Genomic DNA, 20,668 nt, shown 5'->3' with positions numbered 1-20,668 from the left:
GGCATATGGCGCTAGTATCGCTTTGAGCTACCCACGCACCCGATGTACACCCTTTTGCGCCCCCTCTTTTCGCTCAGTTCCCGCTGGACCCTTCCCCTGCTGATGGTGTTGCTGTCGGCCTGCGCCAAGGTGCCCGAGCCCAGGCTGTTTCCGCATGCGCCAACTGACATCACCGTGCGCACCGACGCCTTGCTGCCGGCAGCGATCCTCGCGCTGGGTGAGCAACACGATGCAGTCGAACACCAGCAGATTCATCAGGAGGTGATAGAACACCTGGCGGTTCGGGGCCGGCTGGCAGCGCTGGCACTTGAGATGGCCGAAGCGGGCACCAGCACCGCTGCCCTGAAGTCGAACAGCACCCAGTTGCAGGTGCAGGCGGCACTGGGCTGGAACAACAAGAGCTGGCACTGGTCAGCCTATGGCCCGGCGGTGATGGCTGCGGTCAAGGCCGGTGTACCGGTGCTGGGCGCCAACCTGCCCGTAGCGCAGATGCGCCCGGCCATGGCCGACAGCCACCTGGACCAGCAGTTGCCCGGCCCGGCGCTCAAGGCGCAACAGCAGCTGATACGCATCGGCCACTGCTCGCTGCTGCCAGAAGACCGGATTTCACCCATGACCCGTATCCAGATCGCGCGCGACATCAGCATGGCGCGCACCATCGAACAAGCGGCCTTGCCCGGCAAAACCGTGGTGTTGCTGGCCGGCAGCGTTCACGTCAACCGGGAGCTGGGCGTGGCGCAGCACCTGTCGCCCGGGACCGCCTTCAAGGCGGTGTTGCTGCGTGCGGGCCCCGCGGGCGCCGCCGATGCCGCATTTGATGCGGTCTGGCCTACGCCGGCACTGCCAGAGCAAGACCACTGTGCGGGCTTGCAGGAAAAGCTGAAAACGCCCTGAGCCCAGTGCGCGCACTAGAAAGATTCACAGCCTCCCATTCCGTTTCTACATCATTCGTGAACGCGAAGGCGAAGCGACGACAGTACAGACGTACGGCTAGCGAAGCCGACAAAGTGCACGGATGATTTAGAAACGGAATCAGGCGTTCTTTTTGATCGAGTCCGCTACCACACTGATGATGCGATCAATGTGCTGTTGCTCGACGATGTAAGGCGGGCAAATGACGATGTTGTCCGCCGCAGGCCGCACCAGCACGCCATGCTTGAAGCAGTCCATGAAGATGTCGTAAGCGCGTTTGCCCGGCGAGCCGGCGATAGGCGCCAGTTCTACCGCGCCGGCCAGGCCCAGGCTGCGGATGCCGACCACATTGGGCAGGCCCTTGAAGCCGCTGTGCATGGCGTCGCCCAGCACCTTGCCCATCTGGCCTGCACGCTCAAACAGCTTTTCTTCCTTGAACAGGTTCAGCGTGGCAATCGCCGCAGCACAGGCCACCGGATGGCCCGAGTAGGTGTAGCCGTGAAAAAACTCCACCGCGTGGGCCGGGCTGTTGGCATTGGCTTCCATCATGGTGTTGTAGATGCGGTCGGTGCAGATCACGCCGCCCAGGGGAATCACGCCGTTGGTCACACACTTGGCAAAGTTCAGCATGTCGGGCACCACACCGTAATAGTCGGCACCAAAATTGACGCCCATGCGGCCAAAGCCGGTGATGACTTCGTCAAAAATCAGCAGGATGCCGTGTTTGTCGCAGATCTCGCGCAGGCGCTTGAGGTAGCCCTGGGGCGGCAGGTACCAACCGGCGCTGCCGGCCACCGGTTCGACGATGACAGCCGCAATGTTGCTGGCGTCGTGCAGCGGCAAAATACGCTGCTCAAGCTCCAGCAGGATGTCTTCCTTCCACTCGGGCTCTACCCCATTGATGTAGGCGTGGTTGACCGGGTCATGGATAAAACGCATATGGTCCACACGCGGCAGAAATGCCGAGCCATACACCTTGCGATTGGCAGGAATGCCCCCCACACTCATGCCGCCAAAACCGACGCCGTGGTAACCCTTTTCACGGCCAATGAACACATTGCGGTGGCCCTCGCCGCGCGCCCGGTGATACGCCAGAGCGACCTTGAGCGAGGTGTCGGCCGCCTCTGAGCCAGAGTTGCAGAACAGCACCTGGTTCAGATCGCCCGGCGCCATGCCCGCAATCATCTCGGCCGCCTTGAATGCCTGGTCGTTGCTGGCCTGAAAAGCCGTCGCGTAGTCCAGCGTGTCCAGCTGCTTCTTGATGGCTTCGTTGATCGGTTTGCGGTTGTGGCCAGCCGCCACACACCACAGGCTGGAGATGCCGTCGAGCACCTGCTTGCCGTCGTGGGTGGTGAAAAACATGCCATCGGCCGCCACAAAAACACGCGGGTCCTTCTTGAAGCTGCGGTTCGGCGTGAACGGCAGCCACTGGTGGTCCATGTTGAAGTCTTGATATGCCATCTGAAAGTCTCCTGCGTGGGGTGGGCGGCCAGGTTTGGCAGCGTGTGATGCATTCTGGCACTCCCGGCGACAATGTGCATGCGGGCTACAGCCACCTGCGACAATTCATCTGCCATGAGCCCTACTTATATCCTCACACTGTCCTGCCCGGATCGTCCGGGCATTGTTCATGCCGTTTCCGGATTTCTGTTTGAGCGTGGCGGCAACATTCTGGAAGCAGCGCAGTTCAGCGACGACAAGCGCGACGATGCGGACCTTGACGCCACCGGCCTGTTTTTCATGCGGGTCAGCTTCGCCTGCACGCAACTGCCGTTTGAGGCACTGAAAGAAGAAGTCGGCGTGCTCGGCCTGCTGTTTGACATGCGCTGGAGCCTGCACCAGACAAGCCAGCCCATGCGCACGGTGCTGATGGTCAGCAAGGAAGGCCATTGCCTGAACGATTTGCTGTTCCGATGGAAGTCCGGCCTGCTGCCGCTGGACATACGCGCCATCGTCTCCAACCACCGCGATTTTTACCAGCTGGCAGCCAGCTACAACGTGCCTTTCCACCACATCCCGGTCACGGCTGCAACCCGGGCGGAAGCCGAAAAACGGCAATACGACATCATCGAAGCCGAAGGCGCCGAGCTGGTGGTGCTGGCGCGTTACATGCAAATTCTCAGCGACGACCTGTGCAAAAAACTCGCCGGACGCGCCATCAATATCCACCATTCGTTTTTGCCCAGCTTCAAGGGTGCCAAACCCTACTACCAGGCGCATGCCCGGGGTGTCAAGCTCATAGGCGCGACGGCCCACTACGTGACCGCAGACCTCGACGAGGGCCCGATCATCGAGCAGGACGTGGCACGCGCCGACCACAGCAAAACCGTGGAAGCCCTGACTGCCATGGGCCGCGACACCGAAAGCCAGGTGCTGGCCAGAGCGGTGTTGTGGCACAGCGAGCACCGCGTGCTGCTGAACGGGCATAAAACAGTCATTTTCAAGTGACCGCTGCCCGCATCCCGCCCATCCAGTGCCTGCTGACCTTTGAGACGCTGGCGCGCTTGCGCAGCGTGACGCAGGCGGCTGAAGAACTCAATGTCACACCCAGCGCGGTCAGCCACCGTGTCAAACAGCTTGAGCAAATCATTGGCACCAAACTATTTGGCCGGGCCGATTTTTCGCTGACCACCGAGGGCAGCGAGTACCTGGCCCATGTGCGCGAGGGCCTGGCCATTTTGCAGAAATTTCCCGGTGCTGCAGGGCAAAGCGGCACGCCGGGCAAACGCAAGCTGCGCCTGGCCGTCACCCCCACTTTTTCTCGCTCCATCCTGATCCCGCGCCTGCGCCAGTTCACCGAGGCCTACCCTGAAATCGACCTGACGCTTCAAGTGTCGATTCCGTTGCTCGACGTGGTGGCCGAAGACGCCGACCTGATGGTGCGTTTTGGCACCGGCCGTTATGCCGATGTGGAGCATGTCTGCCTGATGAAAGACGAGGTCACGCCGCTGGCATCACCGGCCTATGTGCGCGAGCACGGCCCGTTTGAAGCGGCTGAAGACCTGGACGGTGAGGCCTTGCTGCGCTCGCCGCTGGAGCCCTGGCGCACCTGGTTTGCCGCCCACAGTCTGGACTGGCCAGAACCGCTGGAAGGCTCACAGTTCAACGACATCGGCCTGATGTGTGACGCAGCTGCCGCCGGCATGGGGGTAGCCCTGGTGCGGCTCAAGCTCGGTGCACCCTGGCTGGACAACGGCTCACTGGTACGCCTGTACCCGCGCAACGTGCCGAGTCCGCACGCCCACTACCTGTGCTGGCGCACCGGCATGATGGACCGCTGGGAATGCGCGGCATTTGCCGACTGGCTGAAGAAATCGGTCACCTGAGCCTTCTTCGCGCGGACTTCAAGCGTTTTTGGCCTGCAGCCCTTGTGACGCCTGTGCAAGCAGCTCCTGGTTTGATAGCAGGCTGTTTTTCACGGCAAGACTTCATTTTCTTCACGCCATGGGCGCAGGCTTTGCATTAAAGTGTCCTGACAACCAGCCATTCGCGAGCCCGCCCATGAACGCACCTTTGGAACCCCAGCAGCAGGAACAGCTTGAACGTGCGGCGCGCCAGGCCGAAGTGGTCAAGGCCTTGCAAGCGGTGCTGCCCGCCGACGCGCTGCTCTGGAACAGCGAAGACACCACGCCGTATGAATGCGACGGCCTGACCGCCTACCGCCAGCGGCCACTGGTCGTGGCCCTGCCCGAAACCTACGGGCAGGTGCAAGCCGTTCTGAAGGCCTGCCACGCATTGCAGGTGCCGGTGGTGGCACGCGGCGCCGGCACTGGCCTGTCGGGCGGCGCCATGCCGCACAAGCTGGGCGTGACGCTGTCGCTGGCCAGGTTCAACAAGATCCTGAAGATGGACGCGGCCAGCCGCACGGCGGTGGTCCAGGGCGGTGTGCGCAACCTGGCCATCAGCGAGGCCGCCGCCCCGCTGGGCCTGTATTACGCACCCGACCCCTCCAGCCAGATCGCCTGCACGATAGGCGGCAACGTCGCCGAAAACTCGGGCGGTGTGCATTGCCTCAAATACGGCCTGACGCTGCACAACGTGCTCAAGGTCAAAGGCCTGACGGTGGAAGGCGAGTGGGTCGAGTTTGGCAGCGACGCGCTGGACAACGCTGGTTACGACCTGCTGTCGGTGATCATCGGCAGCGAAGGCATGCTGGCTGTCACGCTGGAGGTCACCGTCAAGCTGGTGCCCAAGCCGGTGCTGGCGCGTTGCATCATGGCCAGCTTCGACGACCTGCGCAAAGCCGGTGATGCGGTGGCAGCGGTGATTGCCGCCGGCATCATTCCGGCCGGTCTCGAGATGATGGACAAACCCATGACCGCTGCGGTCGAGGACTTTGTGCATGCCGGTTACGACCTGAGCGCCGAGGCGATTTTGCTTTGTGAAAGTGATGGCACGCCGGAAGAAGTCGAGGAAGAAATTGGCCGCATGAGCGCCGTGCTGCGCAGCCACGGCGCCACCGCGATTGCCGTGAGCCAGAACGAAGCCGAGCGCCTGCGCTTCTGGAGTGGCCGCAAAAATGCCTTCCCGGCCTCGGGCCGCATCAGCCCCGACTACATGTGTATGGACTCGACGATTCCGCGCAAACGCCTGGCCGATATTTTGCTGGCCATTCAGGAGATGGAAAAGAAATACGACCTGCGCTGTGCCAACGTATTTCACGCCGGTGACGGCAACCTGCACCCGCTGATTCTGTTTGACGCCAACGATGCCGACCAGTTGCGCCGCTGCGAACTTTTTGGCGCCGACATCCTGGAGACCAGCGTTGCCATGGGCGGCACCGTTACTGGCGAGCACGGTGTCGGTGTGGAAAAACTCAACTCCATGTGTGTGCAGTTCTCAAGCGCAGAGAACGAGCAGATGTTTGGCGTCAAGCGCGCCTTCGACCCGCTGGGCCTGCTCAATCCCGGCAAGGTGATCCCGACGCTGCAGCGCTGCGCCGAGTACGGAAAAATGCTGGTACGTGGCGGCAAGATCGCCCACCCAGACCTCCCCCGGTTTTGACCATGCAGGGCTTGCGCGGCCTCGCCTGGTTGCTGCTCTTGCAATCCATCGGCGAGCTGCTGTCGCGCGGCTTGTCCCTGCCCTTCCCCGGCCCCGTTATCGGCATGGTGTTGCTGCTTCTCGCGCTGCGCTGGCCGGTGGTGCGCGAACCGGTTTCGGTCTGCGCAGACTTTTTGCTGTCGCACCTGTCGCTGCTGTTTGTGCCGGTGGGTGTGGGTGTCATGACACACCTGTCGCTGGTCAGCCAGTACGGAGGCCGCATGCTGCTGGTGATTGTGCTGTCCACCGTGATCGGCCTTGCCGTCACCGCTTTGGTGCTGAATTTTTTGTGGCGAAAAGATGCCGAAGTTCGTTGAACTCTGGGTCTATCTTTCTGCCACGCCACTGTTCGGCCTGACGGCCACACTGGTGGTGTATGTCCTGGCCCATGCGGCCTACACCCGCCTGCAGCAGGCACCCTGGGCCAACCCGGTGCTTTGGTCGGTGCTGGTGTTGGCGGCAGGGCTGCTGGCCACGGATGTCTCCTACCCCACCTACTTTGCAGGTGCGCAATTCATTCACTTCCTGCTGGGGCCTGCGGTGGTCGCGCTGGCATGGCCGCTGTGGCAACGCCGGGCCGAGTTGCGCCAGCGCTGGGGGCGTTTATTGCTGGCCGCGCTGGCCGGCGGTGTGGCGGCCAGCGGCTCGGCGTTGGTGGTGGGTTGGGCGGTTGATCTCCCGGCCGAGGTCGTGCTGTCGCTGGCACCCAAATCGGTCACGGCGCCGGTGGCCATGGGGATCGCCGAAAAAATCGGCGGCATCCCGGCACTGGCCGCCGTATTTGCTGTCCTCACAGGTCTGGTGGGGGCGCTGGGCGGCAAATACCTGTTTGATGCCTTGCGGATTCCGACCGACGCAGCCGGATGGTCCGCGCGCGGCTTTGCGCTGGGCACAGCTTCGCACGGGATAGGCGCGGCCCGCGCCCTGCATGTCAATGCCGATGCCGGGGCCTACGCGGGGCTGGCGCTGGGCCTGCAGGTGGTGCTGGCAGCGCTGCTGCTGCCTTTGCTGTTTCGCCTGTTCGGATAATGACGCAGTAACTACCAGGCGTCGATCGCGTGCCCGCCGCCGGGGCTTGTCCGGGCAGACTGCAGGCCACGCACCAGCCAGGCACGTGTGTCGGCCGGGTCAATCACAGCGTCAATTTCCAGCGTCGTCGCCATGTTGAGGGCGCTGCCCTTGTCGTATTGCTGGGCGACCAGGGTGTCGTAAAGGGCCTCGCGTTGTGGCCCTTCCGGCTGCGCCTCCAGCTCCTTGCGATAACCCAGCCTGACCGCGCCTTCCAGCCCCATGGCCCCAAACTCTCCGGTCGGCCAGGCCACCGTAAAGATCGGCGCATGAAAGCCGCCGGCCGCCATGGCCATGGCGCCCAGGCCATAACCCTTGCGCAGCACCACGCTGAAAAAAGGCACACGCAAGTGCGCTGCGGCGATGAACATGCGGCTCACATGGCGTACCTGCGCCTGGGTCTCGATCTCCGGGCCGACCATGAAGCCGGGTGTGTCCACCAGGCTGACCATGGGCAGGCCGTGGGCATTGCACAGCTGCATGAACCGTGCGGCCTTGTCTGCCGCATCGGCGTCAATCGCGCCTCCCAGGTGCTGCGGGTTGTTCGCCATGATGCCGACGGCACGACCCTCGATGCGGGCCAGCGCAGTGTGAATGCCTTTTCCAAAGCCGGTACGCAGCGCCAGCACGCTGCCGCTGTCGGCGATGCCGCCCATCACAGCCAGCGTGTCATACACACGCAGGCGGTTTTCAGGCACCACATCGCGCAAGGTGTTGCCGTCCGGGGCCAGCCATTGGACTAGCACACCCTGGAAAAAAGCCAGGTAGCGGCGTGCCACGGCAACCGCTTCGGCCTCATCCTGCACCAGCACATCAATCACGCCGTTGCTGTGCTGGCTGGTGCTGGGGCCGATCTGCTCTGGCTTGAACACCCCGAGACCGCCACCCTCGACCATGGCCGGACCACCCATGCCGATGTTGCTGCCGGTTGTTGCAATGATCAGGTCGCAACACCCCAGCAAGGCCGCGTTGCCGGCAAAACAGCGGCCTGCTGCGATGCCAATCACCGGCACCTGGCCATTGAGACGGGCAAAGCTGGCGAAGGTGCCCACGTGCAGGCCCGCCACTATGGGCATGTCTGTGTCGCCGGGCCGTCCGCCGCCACCTTCTGCAAACAGCAGCACCGGCAGTTTCTGCTGCAAGGCAATGCCCAGCAACCGGTCTGTCTTCTGGTGGTTGCGCATGCCTTGCGTGCCGGCCAGCACGGTGGCGTCATAGGCCATCACCACAGCGCGGCTGGCCTGCGCACCAAACAAGGCGCTGTTGACGCTGGCTATGCCGGTCACCATGCCATCGGCCGGTGTGTTGGTTATCAGGTCCTCTTCACTGCGGCGGCTGCGCTGCGCCGCAACTGCCAGAGCACCATATTCGATGAAGGAGCCTTCATCACACAGGTCGGCGATGTTTTCACGCGCGCTGCGAAAGCCCAGGGCATGGCGCTTTTGTATCGCAGCCGCCCGGCTCGCGTCGGCGGTTTTTGCGTGTCTCTGCTGCACACGCTGCAAGTCCTGGCGCAGGCCTGGCAGCACACCGGAAGCGCGGCCTGACGGTGGCGCGAGCGGCGACGCCGCCCTCTCAACGCCCGTCTCAATCACCGCCAGTTGCGCGCCAGCTTCGACCTGCTCACCCGCAACAAAAAAAACCTCCGCCACGCGGCCTGCGCTTGGGGCGCGGACCTCATGCTCCATCTTCATCGCCTCCAGCACCAGCAGCACGTCACCGGGCGCCACCAGCGCGCCGGACTGAACCTGCCAGTGAACTATCTGGGCCTGAAGGGGTGAGATGACGACGGGCATAGCCGCATTGTGCGTTCCCGCAGCACAGGGCCCGCGTCAACTCGGTGACAGCGTCGGCGCGGCCGTCACCGCGCCAAAAAAATCAGGCGACCTGCAGGCCCGGTTTGCCAACCAGGGCGGCCTTGGAACTACCAACTGCACCAAACAGTATTTCACCGGCAAGCTGGCCGCCTTCTTCAATCACCAGTTTGCCGTAGCGGATTTTTCCGGTGACTTTGCCGGTCGCATAAATCACCAGTTTCTGACGCACCGTGAGGTTGCCATCAAACTCGCCATGAATCTCTGCAATGTCAATTTCCGCCGAGCCCTTGAAAGCGCCGCGCTCGGAAATTTGCATGACACGCGAATCCATGGTGGCCTCCACCAGCCCCTCCACCACCAGCGTGTCGCAATCGGTGATCTCCACTCCTTTGAGTTTGATGTTGGGGCCAACCGTCAACTTGCTGCCGCCCTCGCGCGCGCCGCTGCTGGCCGACGCAGTTGCGGCTGGCGCCGCAGCGGCTTGCACGGCCGCCGCACTGGCTGGCGCAGCACCATTGGCATAGGGATTGGGATTCGGGCTGCCATGCCGCAAATTGGCGGGCTCGTTGTCACGCTTGCCGAAAAACGGGGATTGCAGTGCCATCTGGATTTCCTTAAAAAGAACCGATGGTACGGAGAGAGTTTTCAAAAGTCTCCACCGCGAATGCAAGATGAGTAACGAAATGACCAGGTGTGCGGCAGCCGCAAAGGAACCGTGGCGATCTGCATGGGTACTGCCTTTTTTTAGAGTCGTCGTGTGTTCTTCTAAACTCGGCGCATGCCCTACACCGTCAGAATTTTTCACAGCGAGGACGTCTCCGACGCCGAGCGCGCCGCTGCGGTGCAGCGCTTTCGCAGCGCGCTGGAGGCCTGCCTGGGCGACGCCAGCCTGGTGATGCCGGTGCACGACGCTTACCAGCGGCTGCTGCACATCCACGGCGAGCGGGCGCGCCCGTGGGATCTCAGCCCGGCGGAACAAGTGCTGGCCGACCAGTGGGAGGCAGCCGAGCTGGCTGCCATGCAGGCGGCCTTGGGCGCCGATCGTTACATGGGGGACGCCCAGTTTGAGCTCCAGAGCGGGCAGGGATAAAAATCGGGCATTTCCGGCCCGGGGTCATACCCCGAATTTCTGCCGATAATCAGGGTATGGCTAAAAAGGGGATGGCGTGGAGTTGGTGATCGCTCTCATAGTGCTGTTGACGGTACTGGCGGGGTTCGGTGCTTACCTGCTCACCCGGCGCAAGGCCAGGTCCATGGCGGCCCCCGCAACTGTTTTGGACAGCAGCGCCGAGGAGGACAGCACCTACCGGGTCAGCTACGTGCCGCCGGAGTTCCAATGGAGCGGCCACGTCAGCGGCACACTGCCCATCAAAATTCTGACCTACAAACAGTATGAATGCCTGGAAGACGCGCGCTACGGTTTTCGCATTCTTGGCCTGGCGCCGTCTGAACGCAAGTTACCCCAGCCCCACAAAACCCGGGCACACGGGATAAAAACCGTCGCTTCGCTGGCGAGGCACGGTTTTCTGGACGGGGATGACGAGGTCGGCTACGTCATCACCGACCATGGGCTCAACGCGCTGGAAGTCTGTAGCGTCCGGTACTAGAAGCTGAAAGCTCGGGGTACGGGTTGCCGCCCCCGCAAACTATGGTCGAGCAGCCCCCTGCGCAGGCACCTGGGCAGCGGCGATCTCGGCAGTCAGCGAGTCCGGCACGTAGTGTGGACCGTCAAACAAATAGATGCGGTAGCCAGCGTAGAGTGCGAGTTGGGGCGCGAGTTCGCCAATCGTCGCGCTGCGAAACCCACCACCCGTTTGCGGGCGAAAAGCCTCGGCAATGATGCGCACCCGCTCCCGCCCGAGCTTGGCCGACAGTGCGTCGGCGTAATGTTTTGCAATTCGCGCTTCGCGTGCATGTACACCGACGCCGTCCTGAAAAAACACCCCAACATCAGGCGGCAACCACTTCGCCAGCCCCTGCACCAGCGCGTCGGGACCGACATTGGCGCTGTCGTAGACGCTGATCCACAGCGGCCGGGGCAAGCTGGCCAACAGCGGCGCGAGGCTGGGGGCCTCCACCCATGTCGGATCAATCTCCACAGGAAAATACCAGCCCGTGACCTTCAGCGGTGTTGGCAGTCCGGCCAGCACCACCGAAGCCTCGGCGAGTTTGCCAATGTCGGCGCGTGCGGCCTTTTCGTCAAAGCGGCCGGCCAGACCCAGGATCACATCCTGCGCCCAGGCCTCACCTGCAATCCGCGGCCAGGCCGGCAGCTTGGGCACCACGGGCAACACCGGGTTGTCGACAAATGCCATGCCGTCAACAGCCGTCCATTGCACCAGCAACTCGGTGGCGCCCATGCGGTGCCAGTTGCCGCGTGGATCCAGCGTCGTGTTGTCCGGCTGCCAGACGACGCCGGCCAGCGCAGGAATCACCGGCGGTGGGCGCGCGCAGGCGCCGAGTATCAGCGCCAACGCCAGCACGCAAGCCAGCCCAGGCCAACGGATCAGCCCGGACTTGCAAGTGCTCCTGGAGACGATGCACTGCATCGGCATCAGTAAGACAGGGTGGTGATGAGGAACACGCCGCCGGCACGCGCCGCACCGCCCACGCGCCAGCGGTATTGCAGCGAAACATCCACATAGGACCGCGGCGCGTTATACACATCCTCACGAAACCAGTAACGCGCGCTGATGCCGGGGCCCACACCCACTGAACTGCGGGCAATCGCGCCAGAGTTGTAGTCGGCGGCCAACGCGACGTGGGGGAACGCAACCCACCTGCCTGACTGGCCCACCCGGAAGCTTTTGCCGAGGTCGGCTTGCGCCAAACCGTAGCTTTGGCCCGAAGAAAGATAGTGTCCCAGTTCAGCGGAGACCCGGCTGGTCCACCACGAAGGCGCATCCACGCGCAAGTCACCGCCGCGGCCACCCGAATAGCCCAGTTGGGCCAGCCAGTCGTCACGCCCGCTCGAGGGCGCAAACACCCGGCTGATGGAGGCAACAAGATTGACGTCGGTCAGGGGCTTGTGGCGGATACCCAGCGCCGTCTGCAGTGTCTTGCTGCCCGTCGCCCCTCCGCCCTTGCTGTAAAGCGTTTCAAACCCACGCGCAAACAGCTCGGTATACCGTCCGTTGCTGAAGCCCCAGGGCCGCCAGTAAGCCTCGGTGCCGGCTTGCAGGCTATCGGTGGCCGTACCCGGAGTCAGGCCCTGACCCGACACCGCACCGCGATAGCTCAATGAAGCGATCACCCCGGCCTCGCGGGAAACCTCCGCCACTGCGCGGCGGGTTTCAAACAGCTGCTGCGGCGTCAGGGGCAGTTTTTGCGCGCCCGCATCGTCAATGCTGCGCTTGAAATAGCCGATGGCTTGCGCGTCCTGGCCTGTGCGCACCGCAGCAAACGCGGCGTCGCGCCAGGCGGTATTGGCGAGCTTGCCGGAGGCGTCAGCGCGGTTGAACGCGGCCAGCGCCTGCTCGTCCTCGCCCACACGGACGGCCAGATAACCGCGGTCTGCCTCGGCAAGACCGGCCAGCGATCCATCCGCCCGGCTTTCATCCAGACGCTGCTTCGCTTCAGCCTTGCGGCCCAAATCAAGCAGCAGGCCGATCTCGGTGGCAATCGGCAAGCCGCCCCGCTGCAAGGCGGCCTCGAAGTCCTGGCGCGCCAGAGCTTCCTGTCCCATGCGCTGGCGAATCAGGCCCCGCTGCACATACAGGGGCGCAGCCGGGGCGCCGGCAATGGCAACCCCCGCCCGTTGTTCGGCTTCGGCATACTGCCCCGCACGGTAGAGGGATCTCACCAGCAAGGCCTGGTAGTCACGGTTGTCGGGTGTCAATTGCAGCGCCTGCCGCGCCTTGTCGGCGGCGCCAGAAAAATCGCCTCGCTCGAAGTCCTTGTAGGCCGCAGCGCCTAATGCCCAGCTCTGGGCTTCTACCATCCGTTGGCGCAGGGCGGTCTGCTGCGCCAGCAGCCGGCCATCATCACCCGTGGCGGTGATCGCTCCGGTGAGCGCCTCGTCCGCGTCCGCCAGCCGCCCGGCCGCCAGCAGCGCGTTGACCAGCAGCAGCCGGTAGTCCCGGTTCTGGGGCGCTAGGCGCACGGCATCCTGTGCTGCTGTGACGGCTGCCGTGTAGTCAGCGCGGCCATAAGCCTTGTAGCCGGCGTCGGCAGCCACATAGGCAGGGTCTGGGGCCGGTGCCGGTAGCGGTGCGGGTGCAGACGCAGTCAGCGACTGCGGCTCGCTGGCAGGACGCCGGGCCGGACGGATTGCAGGCACAGGCCGGCTTGCCTGCACGGCCGCCCGCTTCTGTGCCGCTTTGGCCTGGCTGATCAGATCCCGCAAGCGCACCACATCGGGACGCTGGCGCAGCGCCTCGGTGGCCTTCTCCAGCGCCTCTGCATAGTCGCCACGCGCGAAGGCCTTGTACGCGTCGTCGGCCAGCACCCAGGCCGGCCCGGTCAGGGGCAGGGGCAACGTTTGCTGCGCGTGAGCGGCGCTGGCAAGCGAGGCCAGGGCAAGCAGGCCCAGCACCGCAGTGCCTGTTTTCGTCAAGGTGGTCTTCATGTTATTCCGGTAGTTTCACGCGTGAAAGTTCTGCGTGCATCAGTCGCTGCTGCTGGACGACGCGCTCGATCACCTCGCGCACAATAATTCCCTGGTCCACCAGGTAATCGCCGACGCGGCCATGGCGTTCAGGGCGATAGGTTTGCATGGCGCCTTCAAAGAGGTTGCGCTTGAGCAAACCCTGCTCCACCAGCATATCGCCCAGCAAAGGCACGCCCGCAACGCCGCCCTCCAGCCTGTAAAAGTCGCCCTCGACGCCACGCAGCAGGCGCAAGGCGATCGCCAGTTCGCCTTCGCGGACCACACGCTGCTGCGGCTCCACGCCGAAGATTTCAGCAAGCTCAGTCAGGGCTGCCTCCTGCAATGGCGTTGCAACTGCCAGAATGGGTTTTTCGTGGGCGTCGCGGCCGACATACACGGCGCGAAAGCGCGTGCCGAAATCCTTGGGCACTGCGCCCGCATGGCTCATGACCATCTCTTCGGTCAGCCGCGTGCGTGTCAGGCCGGCCTGGTAGGCAATGGCTTCGGCCAGCGTATCCTCATCAAGCCAGCCATGGGAAATCAGTATTTGCCCCAAAGGCATCTCGGTCGTGGCCTGCTCCTTGAGCGCCCTGGACAGGATGGTTTCATCCACAGCCTGCCAGGATTGCAGGAGTTCTCCCAGTCGCTGACGGCGACGCGGCAACTGCCCGCCGGTCGGAAAGTCATGCATGGTCTTGTCCCATGCCAGCGCCTTGCCCCGGAACAGGTAAGACAAGTACAGGCGCCAGGCGCGCGCCACGGCCATGAAGTTGACGAAGTTGCTGACCACCATGCGCGGCAGCGACATCAGGCCGTGCTCCCAGCCGTAAAGAATGGTGGTGAAGTAGACCCGGTGCCCGCACCGGATGACGAGCGACACGGCGTTCAGATAGATCAGCACACGCCACCAGCTGTTTTCGGCAAACAGCGAGGGATAAAACACATTCCACCACCCCGTCCAGAGGCCGATGTGGAACACCATGAATTGCACCACCAGCACGTAGCCCAGCACATTGACCAGCGCCGTGACGGTGCTTTTGCGGTCCCGCAGCAAAAGATACCGCGCCGCGATCGAGCCTTTCCAGGCAATCTGCTCCCAACTTTGCAGGCCGATTCCCAGAACCCACCGGGCCTTCTGGCGGTAGGCCTGCTCAAACGTATCCGGAAAAAACTCGCGCACCGCGAGCGGCATGCGGACCATCACCTCGCGCGTGGCCTGTCTGCCAAACCACGCGGTTCGTGTCACACGATAGCGGACCGGGAACACGCCAAAAATGGCCTGCATGCCCAATTGCGCAAGGCGGTTTCCGACGTCGTAATCTTCGGTGAGGCTGTCGGTATTGAAGGGTTTGTTGCGCGTCGACCCAACCAGCGCCTGGAGCGCCCGCCTTGAAAAGCAGGTGCCAACCCCCGCAGACGGCACCACGCCGGCAACACTCTCGCGGACCACCATGTCCTTGGCATGGCTCTCGGCAAACTCGTCCATGTAGGTGCCTGCCACCAGTTCGTACCACTCGCGTTCCAGTGAGGCGACCGGCAACTGGATCATGTCCTTGCGGGGCAGAAGGTAGTTGAAAAACTTCAGTTCCAGCGGGTGAAGCACGTCTTCGCTGTCGTGCAGCACCACCCCGGCGAACGCCATACCGTGCTCTTTTTCATAGGCAAAAATCGCATCGACCACCCAGTTCAGGCAGTCTGCCTTGCAGGTGGGCCCGGCATGCGGGACTTCCACACGGTGCAATTGCTTGTAGCGCTTTTGCATGCGCTCGACTTCCTCGATGGTTTTCGCATCGTTGATATAGGTGCCAACAAAAACAACGTAGTGCTGATACTCCAGCACCTCCACCATGTTTTCGATCATCGATGCGATCACGTCATATTCGAGCCACGCGGGGACCATGATGGCCAGCGGTTGCTCGCTTTTTTCGCGCAGGTGGGCCGCCGTCATCGCGGAATACTGTCTTTTGACCGTGAGGGAGCGAAAACCGCGCCTGATCCAATACCAGAGATCAATAAACAGGTCGTCAACCGAAGATATGAAAATCAGCACGGCCACCCCGGCGGCAAGCATTTCCAGGGCCGCGTAGTAGTTGGCAGTAAAGAGGGTCCAAACCATGTTGGCGTTCCTTGCAGGTCAGCCTACACCCTGGCAGCCTGTTCCGCGGCCTTGCGCCGGCGCACCCGGCTAGCGAACACCAGCAACCCGATCATGAAGACGACACCGAGTACCGGCAGCATCCACCAATAGCCCCGGGCCAGAAGCCAGATGCCCGCTTCGGCACCCACCGCCTTGCGGCCGCCCGGGTCGGCCGAGTTGATCTCGAGCAGCAGGCCGCCGGCACCTATCACCGCAACGTCACCGCCAGCCAGCACAATGGCTTTGTCCAGGGCGGGGGCCTGCTCGCCCACCGTGCGGTAAACCAACCCTATATTGCCCTTGACCTTGACCACCTCGACAATCGCCACGTTGTTCACCCCCTTGATATCGAGGACGGCCTCTTTGCTGTGGCCATTCATCACCAGCCGTCCGGCTTCGAGCGTGACCTTCGACTCTGCATCCCTGAAGGGCAATTCCATCGCCAGAAAGGGGCCGCCGGGCGGCGGGATGGTGTCGCCCGTGACCGCCGTGAAACTGGCCTTCATGGGCGAAACGCCGGCTGTGACGGCCATGCGGATCAGCCGCGGCAGCGAAGCGGCTGCATCTGCAAGATAGGCGGCGGGCACCATCACATGCGCACCCGTGGCATACCGTGCCACCATGCCAGTGAAGTCATTGGAGATATCGGTCTTTTCCAGCAGCATGCGGCTGCTGGGCAACACCGACACGGGGTAGGGTTCCGGCGATTCTCGGCAGCGGTCGCTGGCCAGCTGGCGCACAAAGCTGACGCGCAGGGTATTGCGCGCGGCCAGGGCGTAGGCAGGGATGCGTGCCGTGACGCGCTCAAGCTTCCCGTTGGCGTCCATCTGCCGGGCGCCCAGAAGGATGTCGTTCATGAACACGGAGACCACCGGCGGCGTGCGCGCCGCACTTGGCGCTGCAGACACATCGAGTATCAGGCTGGAGGGCAGGCGTCCATCGGCCGCGACTGCGCCTATATCGAAACTGGCGTTCCAGTCGGCGTGCGACAGAACATCAAAACTGCCCGGTCTGCCGCCCAGGTATTTCAGCGATACCGCCGACGCGTCGCCCGTCGGATCGGCAGCGGTTTGCACCACCATCGATGAGCCAACCGCCAGGCGGCTCCAATAGGTACTGAACAAGCCGGCCGCCTGCGCGCCCGCATCGCTGGCGACAACAATGGCCGGATTGCCGAAGGCCGGGGACAGGCGGATTTCCCCTGGTGCGGCAGGCAGGGCTGCCGGCTCCAGCGCGCGTGCGCGCCACGCGGCAAAATCAGCGACGGCCGCCGGCGCTGCCGCCTGCAGCTGGTTCTGGAGGGCGTCCAGGGACGTATTCATGCCTGCAGTCAGCGCCTTGTCGGCAATGATGATGTCGGCCCGCAGCGGGCTGGCTGCGCCCAGAGAAAGCAGGGCCCCGATCTCGGCGGCATCCTTGATTTTGTATTTTCCGCCCTGGGCCAGCGCCGCAAAAGCCGGGATGCCGCGCAGCGCCGCCGGCACCGCCAGGCCGTCCAGATCAATCGTCTCGCCCACGCTGGCCAGCGCCTGTATCCGGGCGCGTTTGCCGGCCCGCTCCAGTGCCACGCCCATGCGCCAGGCTGAGTCATAAGACCCCGCGCTGAGATTGTTCGAAGAAACCAGGATCACGGGCGAAGAGGGCAAGGACCCCCATGCGGTCGCCAGGTCACGCACAGAGCTGGCGTCATAGCGGTAGGTAAAACGCGAGTCCGGCTCGATGCGCAGCACATTGCCGACAACGCGGCCGTCGGTGCAGAGCCGCTCCGCGCCCATGGCCGTGTTCCAGCTCAGTCCCATCCTGACAAATCCGCTGGTTCTGGGGGATCCGTCCACGCCCAGAAGAATGCTGGCGTCGCCCTTGTCCTGCGCCATCAGCCGCGATGACACCGGGTAGCTGTCCAGCGACAGCACCAGGCTGGTTCGACCACCCTCCGCGCGCAAGTAGCTGGCATTGAGCTTGATCTCGGCCCCGCTCAAGGGCACATTGGCCGGGACCGGCAGGTACAGCTCGCGCACTGTCTCCGGCGCGCCCAGCACCAGAGGCCCTGTGAACCCTAGTTCCGCAAACGTGATCTCGCGGGAGACCCAACGGTCGGCCGTGAGACGCCTGAAAACTTCAGACGCGCTGGCCGCTGCGCCGGGCGCCCCAGTAGAAACAGGTTGCCCCTGGGCCAGCAAAGGCAGACAAACCGCAACGATCAGGCTGGAGCGGCATACAAGTTGCGGCAAGTGGTCGGAGAGTTTGGACAGGGTCTTCATAAAACTTTTTTTCTCGACAAGGCTGGGCAGTGCTGGGAAATGCCGGGAATCGCCCCGGTCAGGTGCTTGCGGCGAAGGCGCCGAAGCAGGCAAATCGGCAGCCATCACGCGCGATCGTCAGCAGTGAAGTCGTCCGTGGAAGGACGATTTTTGTAAAAACTGAAAAGGCCGGTCCACACGCAACTCACGCGAATTCGGGGACGGTCGCAGGTTCGTTGGCCAGCGCGCTGGCCAACATGGCCACAATCTTGCTCGAAGCGGTGCCGTCGCCGAAAGGATTCACGGCCTGCGACATGCGGAGGTAGGCCTGTTTATCGCCCGACAAGCGCGCCACTTCACCCACAATCGCAGCACGTGACACGCCTATCAGCAGGGCACAGCCGGCCTCGATGGCCTCGGGCCGTTCCGTTTCGTCGCGCAGTACCAGTACCGGCACACCAAAGGTCGGCGCCTCTTCCTGCAGGCCTCCAGAATCGGTCAGCACCAGCCACGCGTCGGCGAGCGCCTGCTGCATGCCGGTGTAGTCCAGTGGAGAAGTCAGCGTGACGTTGGCAATCCCTCCAAGGATGTCGTTGACAGGCCCCTGAATGGCCGGATTGAGGTGCACGGGAAACAGCACATTCAGGTCAGGCTGCTGGCGTGCGATGTCGGCAATCGCATGGCAGATCTCCTGCACATCGTGGCCCCAGTTTTCACGCCGGTGTACCGTCACCAGCAAATGGCCCCGGCCCGCCACCTGCCGTTGCACGCCGCGGTGCACGCAGGCCCACTGTTGGGCATCAATCACCGTGTTGCCGGTGAGCGTGATCAACTCATCCGCGATGCCTTCGTTTTGCAGCGCTACCAGGGCGCGCTGCGTGGGCGCAAAGTGAAAACGTGCCAACCGGCTGATCATCTGGCGCAGGCCTTCCTCGGGGAAAGGCCGGGCAAGGTTGTAGGTACGCAAACCAGCTTCGACGTGAGCCACTGGAACCCGGTGGTAAAACCCGGCCAGCGCGCCCTGAAAGGCGCTTTCGGTGTCGCCCTGCACCATCACCAGCGACCAGTCGCGCTGCTGCATCACGGCGTCAAGCTGTTGCCGGCAGCCGGTGCTGAAGTCCAGCAGGCTGTCGCCGCCCCGAGACAGCGAAATATCGGGCACCACGTCAAAGCAGGCCAGGATCTGGTCGGCCATGTCTGCATGCTGGCCGGTATGCAGCCACGACACCCGCGCCCATGGGGCGCCTCGCAGCGCGTGATACACCGGCGCCAGCTTGATGATTTCCGGACGCGTGCCCGAAACCAGCAGGATCTCTTGTACGCCCACGCCGTGTGTTTGCAAGCCGCTCATGCTGCCTGCAGGGTAGGCGCGTTATCGCGCTCGGTCCCTGGCGTTTTCAAGTCAACAATCATGACCAGGTCGCCGGCGAAACGACCCACCCCCAACTCGCGCGTGATCTGGTGCTCCTGTTCTGCCGAGCCCATGCGCAGAAAGCACAGCGCCTGACGTTTGCCTGCCTGGCTGGAAACCAGGATGTCCAGACGTTCTACCGAACCAAAACGCGAGAGCAGGGAATGCAGCGCCGGCTTCAGGGCGCCAATGTCGGAAAACTCTTTAAGTTGGTCGAACGCATTAATCATTTGTGATTCAGGGCTGCTGTCGAGTAATCTTTAAAACTTAAGTTCTTATGCAATATAGGTAGTCCGGCGCTTAGGTGTTCTACGGAAACCCCGTTACAACATGTAGGACATAGCCCCCTGCGGAGTGACTGGCCCTTAAATCAAAGCATGACGCAGCGAAATATTGCGGCGGGACGCACTGACCGAAGGCCGAGGGCGTCTGTCAATTGCACACAAACCATTTGAAGGCCAGCCCATGCCATTCGCAGGCATCAACGCGGCGCCGGACGAGGCCGATTCAGCCATCCCGGAACACTTTGGCGAACCGCTGATCAGTTTGTGCGCTAGCGTACATACAAAGCGGCTTGAAAAGCCTACTATGTCCGGCTGGCCCGAGACCTCTGCCAGAGGCACCGCTCGAAGCCAGTACTGCTTCGGAGCTTTTGTTGATGGCTGTTTCCCCCGACCCGAAAAAAAACACTTTGCTGGCTGCCCTGCCAGATGCCGAGTGGCAGCGCTGGTTGCCCCAGCTGGAATGGGTCGACATGCCCCTGGGCCAGGTGTTGTATGAATCGGGCGCCACGCTTAGCCATGTGTATTTTCCGACGACCGCGATTATTTCGATGTTGTATGTGCTTGAAAACGGCTCGTCGGCCGAAATTGCCGTGGTGGGCAATGAGGGCTTGGTCGGCATCTCGCTGTTCATGGGCGGTGAATCCACCCCCAGCCGGGCCGTGGTGCAAAGCGCTGGCAAGGGTTTCAGGCTGCCAGCCCAGGCCCTGAAGGAAGAGTTCAACCGGGGCGGGCCAGTGTTACACCTGCTGCTGCGTTACACCCAGGCGCTGATCACGCAAATGTCGCAAACCGCCGTCTGCAACCGGCACCATTCGCTGGACCAGCAGCTCTGCCGCTGGCTGCTCTTGAGCCTGGACCGGCTAGACGGCAACGAGCTGGTGATGACGCAGGAGTTGATCTCCAACATGCTGGGCGTGCGCCGTGAAGGCGTGACCGAAGCAGCGCTGCAGGTGCAGGCCGCCGGCCTGATTCGTTACTCGCGCGGGCGCATCACCGTACTGGACCGCCCGGGCCTGGAAAAGCGCTCCTGCGAGTGTTACGGCGTGGTCAAAAAAGAGTACGACAGGCTGCTGCCCGCGCTGACAACAATCTAACAAGCCAGACAGCCAAGGCGGCGGCTTATGGGGCCCATGTGCGTGGGCAAACAGTGGGGTAGCGTGGGTTAGCG

17 protein-coding genes and 1 pseudogene are annotated in these 20,668 nt (G+C 63.1%); 9 read left to right on the top strand and 9 right to left on the bottom strand.

All coding sequences use genetic code 11. The features are described from left to right. Positions 1–42 precede the first annotated feature (42 nt). A complete protein-coding gene (locus Q8L50_RS06240; RefSeq protein ID WP_305347796.1) occupies positions 43–894 on the top strand; it encodes a ChaN family lipoprotein in 852 nt (283 codons plus the stop codon). A gap of 138 nt (positions 895–1,032) precedes the next feature. On the opposite strand, the gene Q8L50_RS06235 is transcribed toward Q8L50_RS06240, so the two are convergent. Continuing rightward, positions 1,033–2,373, bottom strand: a complete 1,341-nt coding sequence (locus Q8L50_RS06235) for an aminotransferase class III-fold pyridoxal phosphate-dependent enzyme (RefSeq protein ID WP_305347795.1) — start codon at positions 2,371–2,373, stop codon at positions 1,033–1,035. Positions 2,374–2,487: 114 nt separating this feature from the next. Between Q8L50_RS06235 and purU the strand changes: the two genes are divergently transcribed. From purU to Q8L50_RS06210, 5 genes are all read left to right on the top strand, one after another. Then, complete coding sequence (purU, locus tag Q8L50_RS06230; protein WP_305347794.1) at positions 2,488–3,360, top strand: formyltetrahydrofolate deformylase; 873 nt, start codon at positions 2,488–2,490, stop codon at positions 3,358–3,360. Next, complete coding sequence (locus Q8L50_RS06225; RefSeq protein WP_305347793.1) at positions 3,357–4,238, top strand: LysR substrate-binding domain-containing protein; 882 nt, start codon at positions 3,357–3,359, stop codon at positions 4,236–4,238. The genes purU and Q8L50_RS06225 overlap by 4 nt, the downstream gene beginning before the upstream one ends. A gap of 175 nt (positions 4,239–4,413) precedes the next feature. After that, positions 4,414–5,916: an FAD-linked oxidase C-terminal domain-containing protein gene (locus tag Q8L50_RS06220; RefSeq protein ID WP_305347792.1), complete on the top strand. Its 1,503-nt coding sequence runs from the start codon at positions 4,414–4,416 to the stop codon at positions 5,914–5,916. A 2-nt stretch (positions 5,917–5,918) separates the two neighbouring features. Further along, complete coding sequence (locus tag Q8L50_RS06215; RefSeq protein WP_305347791.1) at positions 5,919–6,272, top strand: CidA/LrgA family protein; 354 nt, start codon at positions 5,919–5,921, stop codon at positions 6,270–6,272. Beyond that, positions 6,256–6,984: an LrgB family protein gene (locus tag Q8L50_RS06210; RefSeq protein WP_305347790.1), complete on the top strand. Its 729-nt coding sequence runs from the start codon at positions 6,256–6,258 to the stop codon at positions 6,982–6,984. Before Q8L50_RS06215 ends, Q8L50_RS06210 begins: the two co-directional genes overlap by 17 nt. Before the next feature lie 11 nt (positions 6,985–6,995). Here Q8L50_RS06210 and Q8L50_RS06205 read toward each other — a convergent pair. Together Q8L50_RS06205 and Q8L50_RS06200 are read right to left on the bottom strand one after the other, a co-directional pair. After that, positions 6,996–8,810, bottom strand: a pseudogene (locus Q8L50_RS06205) (carboxyl transferase domain-containing protein); the annotation flags it as partial. Positions 8,811–8,901: 91 nt separating this feature from the next. Beyond that, positions 8,902–9,444, bottom strand: a complete 543-nt coding sequence (locus tag Q8L50_RS06200; protein WP_305347789.1) for a polymer-forming cytoskeletal protein — start codon at positions 9,442–9,444, stop codon at positions 8,902–8,904. Positions 9,445–9,618: 174 nt separating this feature from the next. On the opposite strand from Q8L50_RS06200, the gene Q8L50_RS06195 reads away from it, so the two are divergent. Then, positions 9,619–9,930, top strand: a complete 312-nt coding sequence (locus Q8L50_RS06195; RefSeq protein WP_305347788.1) for a hypothetical protein — start codon at positions 9,619–9,621, stop codon at positions 9,928–9,930. 85 nt (positions 9,931–10,015) lie between these two features. After that, positions 10,016–10,447 carry a hypothetical protein gene (locus Q8L50_RS06190; RefSeq protein ID WP_305347787.1) on the top strand — a complete coding sequence of 144 codons (432 nt, stop codon included), beginning with the start codon at positions 10,016–10,018 and terminating at the stop codon, positions 10,445–10,447. A gap of 39 nt (positions 10,448–10,486) precedes the next feature. On the opposite strand, the gene Q8L50_RS06185 is transcribed toward Q8L50_RS06190, so the two are convergent. From Q8L50_RS06185 to Q8L50_RS06160, 6 genes are all read right to left on the bottom strand, one after another. Beyond that, positions 10,487–11,395, bottom strand: coding sequence for a hypothetical protein (locus tag Q8L50_RS06185; RefSeq protein WP_305347786.1), 909 nt, complete (start codon positions 11,393–11,395; stop codon positions 10,487–10,489). Continuing rightward, the gene (locus Q8L50_RS06180) at positions 11,395–13,407 is read right to left on the bottom strand and encodes a tetratricopeptide repeat protein (protein ID WP_305347785.1); all 2,013 of its coding nucleotides are present in this window, start codon (positions 13,405–13,407) and stop codon (positions 11,395–11,397) included. The genes Q8L50_RS06185 and Q8L50_RS06180 overlap by 1 nt, the downstream gene beginning before the upstream one ends. A gap of 1 nt (position 13,408) precedes the next feature. Next, the gene (locus Q8L50_RS06175; protein WP_305347784.1) at positions 13,409–15,544 is read right to left on the bottom strand and encodes a glycosyl transferase family protein; all 2,136 of its coding nucleotides are present in this window, start codon (positions 15,542–15,544) and stop codon (positions 13,409–13,411) included. Positions 15,545–15,567: 23 nt separating this feature from the next. After that, positions 15,568–17,826 carry a cellulose synthase gene (locus Q8L50_RS06170; RefSeq protein WP_305347783.1) on the bottom strand — a complete coding sequence of 753 codons (2,259 nt, stop codon included), beginning with the start codon at positions 17,824–17,826 and terminating at the stop codon, positions 15,568–15,570. A gap of 184 nt (positions 17,827–18,010) precedes the next feature. Next, complete coding sequence (gene wecB / locus Q8L50_RS06165) at positions 18,011–19,156, bottom strand: non-hydrolyzing UDP-N-acetylglucosamine 2-epimerase (RefSeq protein WP_305347782.1); 1,146 nt, start codon at positions 19,154–19,156, stop codon at positions 18,011–18,013. Beyond that, positions 19,153–19,446, bottom strand: a complete 294-nt coding sequence (locus Q8L50_RS06160; protein ID WP_305347781.1) for an RNA-binding protein — start codon at positions 19,444–19,446, stop codon at positions 19,153–19,155. The genes wecB and Q8L50_RS06160 overlap by 4 nt, the downstream gene beginning before the upstream one ends. Positions 19,447–19,874: 428 nt before the next feature. Between Q8L50_RS06160 and Q8L50_RS06155 the strand changes: the two genes are divergently transcribed. After that, the gene (locus tag Q8L50_RS06155; protein WP_305347780.1) at positions 19,875–20,594 is read left to right on the top strand and encodes a Crp/Fnr family transcriptional regulator; all 720 of its coding nucleotides are present in this window, start codon (positions 19,875–19,877) and stop codon (positions 20,592–20,594) included. Positions 20,595–20,668 lie beyond the last annotated feature (74 nt).

Origin of the sequence: Polaromonas sp. (assembly GCF_030680935.1) — a bacterium.
GTDB lineage: Bacteria > Pseudomonadota > Gammaproteobacteria > Burkholderiales > Burkholderiaceae_C > Polaromonas.
Note: the sequence above shows the minus strand (reverse complement) of the source record. Positions and strands in the feature narration are given on the sequence as shown.